The sequence below is a fragment of the Mycobacterium sp. TH-M25 genome (assembly GCF_057473665.1).
Window position 1 is genome coordinate 1 of sequence record NZ_JBYCLA010000213.1, and the last position, 3,926, is coordinate 3,926.

The following is a 3,926-nucleotide window of genomic DNA, read 5'->3' on the forward strand; positions in this document are numbered from 1 at the left end:
GACTGTCCCGCAGCGGTATGCAGGAACGACCGCCGTCTCGAAGCACTGGTCTTAGGAAATCCGAGACTGGGAAGCGACGGCCTTAAGGAGCACCTACCGGTGCGCGCCTGCGAGTCCGAAGACCTGCCGGCTGTGTCGGGCGCGCCGCGTCCGACGGCTCACCGCCTCGTGGAATGGGCGTTTGGCCGGAGCCGTTAGCGGTAGTACCTCTAAAAAGATTAGGTGCTGCCGCATCGGATCGGCTGTGCGTCCGCTGGCGGTGACCACCCTGCTAATTAAAGGACGAACTCGTGACCGCTCAACCATTCACCGCAACCGTTACTGGCTCCCCACGCATCGGTCCGCGCCGCGAACTCAAACGAGCGACCGAGGGCTATTGGGCCCGACGTATCAGCAGATCAGAACTAGAGTCCATTGCCGCGTCGTTGCGCCGCGACATGTGGTCGGACTTGGCCGCCGCCGGCCTGGATTCGGTACCGGTGAACACCTTCTCCTACTACGACCAGATGCTCGACACCGCGGTCATGCTGGGCGCGCTGCCGGCCCGGGCAACAAAAGTCCCCGACGACCTGGATCGGTACTTCGCGCTCGCGCGCGGCAACGACGACATCGAGCCGCTGGAGATGACGAAGTGGTTCGACACCAACTACCACTACCTGGTTCCCGAGATCGAGCCCGCGACCACGTTCACACTGAACCCGGACAAGGTGCTTTCTGAGCTGAAAGAAGCACTTGCGCAAGGGATTCCGGCCCGCCCGGTCGTTATCGGGCCGGTCCCCTTTCTGTTGCTGAGCAAGGACATCAATGGCGGGGGCGCACCGGTCGAGCGGCTGCAGGAGCTGGGGGGAATCTACTCCGAGCTGCTGTCGCTACTCGCCGAGAATGGCGCGCAATGGGTGCAATTCGATGAGCCGGCGCTGGTGACTGATCTGTCCCCCGATGCGCCGGCCTTGGCGGAGGCGGTGTACAACGCGCTCGGCTCAGTGAGCAACCGACCCGCCATCTACGTAGCCACTTACTTCGGTGATCCCGGTGCTTCCTTGGCGGGGCTGGCCCGCACACCCATCGAGGCGATTGGCATCGACCTGGTCGCCGGTGCGCAGACCGCGGTGGCCGCCGTGCCCGAGCTGTCTACCAAGACTCTGGTCGCCGGCATCGTCGACGGACGCAATATCTGGCGCACCGACCTGGAATCTGCGTTGGGCAAGCTGGCGACCCTGCTGGGTTCGGCAGCCACCGTTACTGTTTCGACGTCGTGCTCCACGCTGCACGTGCCGTATTCGCTGGAACTAGAAACCGACCTGGACGACAACTTGCGCAGCTGGCTGGCGTTCGGTGCGGAAAAGGTGGCCGAAGTCGTCGTGCTGGCACGCGCACTTCGCGACGGGCGCGACGCGGTCGCCGATGAAATCGCGGCGTCCAATGCCGCCGTTGCCTCGCGGCGCAGCGATCCGCGGCTGCACAACGGGCAGGTCCGTGCGCGTATCGACTCGATCGTCTCGTCCGGTGCGCACCGCGGCGAGGCGGCGCAGCGCCGCGCCAGCCAGGACGCGCGCCTACACCTGCCGCCGCTGCCGACCACGACGATCGGCTCCTACCCGCAGACATCGCCGATCCGCAAGGCGCGCGCGGCGCTGCGGGCCGCTGAGATCGACGAGGCCGAGTACATCAGCAGGATGAAAAAAGAAGTCGCCGAAGTCATTAAGCTGCAGGAGCAACTCGGGCTCGATGTACTGGTCCATGGCGAGCCGGAGCGCAACGACATGGTGCAGTACTTCGCCGAGCAGCTGGAGGGCTTCGTCGCCACACAGCACGGCTGGGTGCAGTCCTACGGCAGCCGTTGCGTACGTCCGCCGATCCTCTACGGCGACGTGTCCCGGCCCCACCCGATGACAATCGAGTGGATCACCTACGCACAGTCCCTGACCGACAAACCGGTGAAGGGCATGTTGACCGGACCGGTCACGATCTTGGCCTGGTCGTTCGTTCGCGACGACCAGCCGCTGGCCGACACCGCGAACCAAGTGGCACTGGCGATTCGCGATGAGACCGTGGATCTACAGTCCGCCGGGATCGCGATCATCCAGGTCGACGAGCCCGCCCTACGTGAGCTGCTGCCACTGCGCCGCGCTGATCAAGACCAGTACTTACGTTGGGCGGTAAGGGCTTTCCGCCTAGCGACCTCGGGGGTTGCCGACTCGACGCAGATCCACACTCATCTGTGCTACTCAGAGTTCGGCGAGGTGATTGGAGCTATCGCCGACCTGGACGCCGACGTCACATCCATCGAGGCGGCGCGCTCACACATGGAGGTATTGGACGACCTGAACGCGGTCGGCTTCGCCAACAGCGTAGGCCCGGGCGTCTATGACATCCACTCGCCGCGGGTACCAAGCACCGACGAGATGGCCAAGTCGCTGCACGCAGCATTGAAAGCTATACCGATGCAACGACTTTGGGTTAACCCTGACTGCGGTCTGAAGACCCGATCGGTCGACGAGGTGAGCGCGTCGCTGCAGAACATGGTTGCTGCAGCGCACCAGGTGCGGGCCGGGGCCTAAGTCACCTCGGACTCGTCGGCTGGCTCGGACAGCACCTGGACCGGCACATCGTCGGCCCAGGGCTGCCGAGTCACCATGTCGGCCACCCTGACCACACCGCGCTCGAATTCGCCTGTCGCCGCGTCCACCAGCCGGTACGCCTGGGTTTGTTTGTGAATCGGCTGCGCGTCGAGTAGCACGATACGCACCTCGCCGGGTGCGAAGTGGCAGCGCTGCTGCATCGCGGTGATCAGTTGCTCGTTGTGCATGTGGCCGTCGCCAAAATTCCACCCGACGGCGGTACTGCAGATCCGTTCTCCGTCGGTGATGACATAGTCATCTTCGTTGTGGCCGGCCATCGCCCGATGCGCCAGGGTGAACAGCGCCCTGCCGTGGGTGTTCATGGCGCGGAACGCATATCCGAGGTACATCGGAATTTGCGCCCGCTCCTTGCCGTAAAAGCGCTCCAGCTGAGCCTGCGGCATGCTCGCGATCGCCACGATGCCCCTCTTGATCTTCTCGTCGGCCGAGGGTTTAACGCACCACAGCGTGGTGTCCCAGTTGCCGGCGTAATAGCGCATGCCGGCCAGAAACGAGATCTTGCGCGGGAACACGTTACCCGCGACGACGATTCCCGCGACCAGAGCGATCAGAATCGCCACCGGCACCGGATTTCTCAGGTCACTCAGACCCAGCTGAGCATGGCCGACAAAGAGCGACAGCACACCGAAGATCATGAAGACATTCCACTCCAGCGGCACGCCCATCGGGATCGCCGTCAGGATCCCCAGGTGGAAGCACACCATTACCGTCGCGGCCACCACGGTTGGCCAGCCACCGTGAGCGAAAAACAGCACGATAGGCACACACATCTCGATGAACGTGCTGACGTAGGCGAAGATCCGTGACAATCGTCCCGGCCGCAGGTCGTCGGGAAACCTCTCGAAGAACATCCGTTTGACAAACCGCGGCCGCAGCAGCGGGTTGTTAGACATCATCGTCGAGATCACGAACGGGAAGTGCCGGTTGAGCTTTGACGTCGCTGCGCCCATCCAGATCACCAGGAACACCAGCTTGGCCGCGACGATCATGTCTGTGGCGTTCGAGCCGCCGAACACGAAGGTCACCGTCAGCGTCGCGTAAACCTCGCCGCGGGCGGCCAGGAAGATCACTTTGTCGCGAAGCCCAAGCATCGCAAGGATTACCAGAATAAGCACGATCTCCCACACCGGCAGCACCCCCACGGTGGTGCCCAACTCTCGAATCGGGCCGGTGCCATCGGAAAACAACGCCCCCAACGTCATCGCCAACAGCGCCGCATACAGCGCGACATCCACCGGCTTGCGCGCAGTGCCCTTCGTCAATGGGACGCGATCCGGCCACGGT

At 63.7% G+C, this 3,926-nt stretch carries 2 protein-coding genes and 1 riboswitch; of the genes, one reads left to right on the plus strand and one right to left on the minus strand.

What is annotated here, in order from left to right; all coding sequences use genetic code 11:
- Positions 1–145, plus strand: a riboswitch (cobalamin riboswitch). This riboswitch is flagged as partial in the annotation.
- Positions 146–290: 145 nt separating this feature from the next.
- Positions 291–2,561 carry a 5-methyltetrahydropteroyltriglutamate--homocysteine S-methyltransferase gene (gene metE / locus AC2VOU_RS07130; protein WP_486956743.1) on the plus strand — a complete coding sequence of 757 codons (2,271 nt, stop codon included), beginning with the start codon at positions 291–293 and terminating at the stop codon, positions 2,559–2,561.
- Here the strand turns inward: metE and AC2VOU_RS07135 are convergent.
- Positions 2,558–3,926, minus strand: a 1,369-nt coding sequence (locus AC2VOU_RS07135; protein ID WP_486956744.1) for a DUF3556 domain-containing protein, incomplete at its 5' end; no start/stop codon positions are given. The two genes, metE and AC2VOU_RS07135, sit on opposite strands and share 4 nt — an antisense overlap.